Annotated in this window: 3 protein-coding genes; 2 read left to right on the top strand and 1 reads right to left on the bottom strand. The window is 72.2% G+C overall.

Annotation, left to right across the window (positions count from 1 at the left end; translation table 11 throughout):
• Positions 1–37 precede the first annotated feature (37 nt).
• The gene (locus G6019_RS13065) at positions 38–625 is read right to left on the bottom strand and encodes a DUF3000 domain-containing protein (RefSeq protein ID WP_182613192.1); all 588 of its coding nucleotides are present in this window, start codon (positions 623–625) and stop codon (positions 38–40) included.
• A 106-nt stretch (positions 626–731) separates the two neighbouring features.
• Between G6019_RS13065 and hemE the strand changes: the two genes are divergently transcribed.
• Together hemE and G6019_RS13055 are read left to right on the top strand one after the other, a co-directional pair.
• Positions 732–1,847, top strand: coding sequence for a uroporphyrinogen decarboxylase (gene hemE / locus G6019_RS13060; protein WP_107756575.1), 1,116 nt, complete (start codon positions 732–734; stop codon positions 1,845–1,847).
• Positions 1,848–1,849: 2 nt separating this feature from the next.
• The coding region (locus G6019_RS13055; RefSeq protein WP_182627760.1) for an FAD-dependent oxidoreductase at positions 1,850–2,387 on the top strand (538 nt) is incomplete at its 3' end.

Below are 2,387 nucleotides of genomic sequence, written 5' to 3'. Positions count from 1 at the left end.
GGGGCCCCGGGCGGGGTCTGGCCGCGACGTCGGCCGCTCACGCCCGACGGGGTAGGGATGTCACGCCGACCGGCGGGAGTCCGGCGGCGAGCGAGAGGGTCTTGCAGAACGCGGCCGCGTGGCCGGTCAGGTCGGGGTCGAGTGCGGTCCACGACGCGCGCAGCTCGAGCTGATGGGCCTGCGGTGGCCCGGAGATGTCGCCGTAGCGCACCGAGGCGGTACTGGTGACTGTCCCGCCCAGGGACGTGTAAGGTCCGGCGTCCTCCTCCAGGGCCTCGGTGAGCCAGCTCCAGGCGACCCGGGGCAGGAGCGGATCACCGGCGAGCGAGGCCTCCATGTCCGCCTGGATGTAGGCGACCAGTCGGAGGGTGCCGTTCCACGCGTCGTCCCCGGAGGGGTCGTGGAGGAGGATCAGACGGCCGAACGCGTCGCCGTCGGAGAACTCGGGCACATCGTCCCCGCCGGGCGGAATGATCTCCACGCCGAGTGCGTGACTGTACGGCGCCAGTCTCTGAGGCGGACGGATCGGGCCGACGGAGATCTCAGGGCGGACCTCGAGCCGGGACAGCGACTCGACCGCCTCCCGGAAGACCTCGGGCTCGCCGTCATTGACCGATGTGCTCACAGGGCCTCACGCTAGCGACCGGCCGACGGCGGCCCGAGGAGGCGCGCCGTCAGCCACCGGGGTGGGGTGAGGGGCCCCGGTGACGGACTCATGGGACCATGGGGGTGTGCTGAACTCCGATGTGCCCTCGAATCCCAGGTCCGCCGACTCCCGGGGTGCCGGGCCCGCCACGGCTCGACGAGCCGGGACCGGACCCTACCTCGACGAAGTCAGGGGCACCGGCGCCGCCCGCACCCCGGTGTGGTTCATGCGTCAGGCGGGACGCTCGCTCCCCGAGTACCGCGAACTCCGGGCCGGGACCACCATGCTCGAGGCCTGTTTCGATCCCGAGATGACCTGCGAGATCACGGTGCAGCCCGTCAGGCGCCACGGGGTGGACGCCGCCATCTTCTTCTCCGACATCGTCATCCCGCTCGCGGCGGCGGGGGTGGACATCGACATCGTCCCGGGCACCGGGCCGGTGGTCTCCACGCCCATCCGCGACGAGGCCGGGGTCGCCGCCCTGCCCGACCTCACACCGGACCGCCTCGAGAAGATCGGTGAGGCCGTCCGCCTGGTGATCGCCGAGCTCGACCCGCACGTCGCGCTCATCGGATTCGCCGGCGCCCCGTTCACCCTGGCCTCCTACCTCATCGAGGGAGGCCCCAGCCGCAACCACGAGCACACCAAGTCCCTGATGTACTCCCGACCCGACGTCTGGCACGCGCTGATGTCCAAGTTGGCCGATCTGACCACGGTGTTCCTGCGTACCCAGATCGACGCCGGTGTGGACGCGGTGCAGCTGTTCGACTCATGGGCGGGGGCGCTGAGCCTGCGCGACTATCGTTCGATGGTGCTGCCGCATTCGGCCGGGATCTTCTCGGACGAGGTGATCTCCACCGTTCCCCGGACGCACTTCGGGGTGGGCACCGGGGAGCTCCTCGGCGCCATGGGGGAGGCCGGTCCGGAGGTGGTCGGGGTGGACTGGCGGATCCCGCTGGACGACGCCGCCGGTCGGGTGCCGGGGAAGGTGCTCCAGGGCAACCTCGACCCCGCCATGCTGTTCGCCGATCGTCCCGCCCTGGACTCCGAGGTCCGCCGGATCCTCGACGAGGGTTCGCGCGCGCGTGAGCTCGGAGCCCGCGGCCACGTGTTCAACCTGGGGCACGGGGTCCTGCCCGCCACCGACCCGGGCGCCGTGACCCATGTGGTGGAGCTGGTCCACGAACTGAGCGGGAAGTAGGGGTGGCGCCTCGAGTCGCAGTGGTCGGTGGTGGCCTGAGCGGCCTGACCGCCGCCTATCAGCTCGCCCTCGACCTTCCTGACGCCCGGATCACGGTGCTCGAGGCGTCCGACATCCCGGGCGGGGCGCTGCACACGGTCGACTTCCCGTCCGGGCCCATGGAGCTCGGGGCCGAGGCCTTCATCGGCCGTCGCCCGGAAGCATCCGAACTCGTCGCCGAGCTGGGCCTGACCGACGCCCTGCGCCATCCCGGCCCGCTCGGCCCGGCGATCCTCACCGGCGGCCGGCTGGTCCCGATGCCGCCCGGCACCGTCATGGGGCTGCCGTCCGACGTGACCGCCCTGACCGGCGTCCTGACCCCCGCGGAGTCGGACGCCGCCGCCCGCGAGAGGGACACACCACTGGAGTGGGAGCCAGGCGGCGACGTCTCGCTGGGCCGCCTGGTCGCCGAGAGGTTCGGAGACGCGGTGGTCTCGCGACTCGTCGACCCCATGCTCGGCGGCGTGTACGCGGCGCCCAGTTCGGGGCTCGGCCTGCGCA

Origin of the sequence: Dietzia sp. DQ12-76 (genome assembly GCF_014145045.1) — a bacterium.
Taxonomy (GTDB): Bacteria; Actinomycetota; Actinomycetes; order Mycobacteriales; family Mycobacteriaceae; genus Dietzia.
The sequence above is the reverse complement of the archived record's forward strand: the minus strand, read 5'-3'. Positions and strand labels throughout refer to the sequence as shown.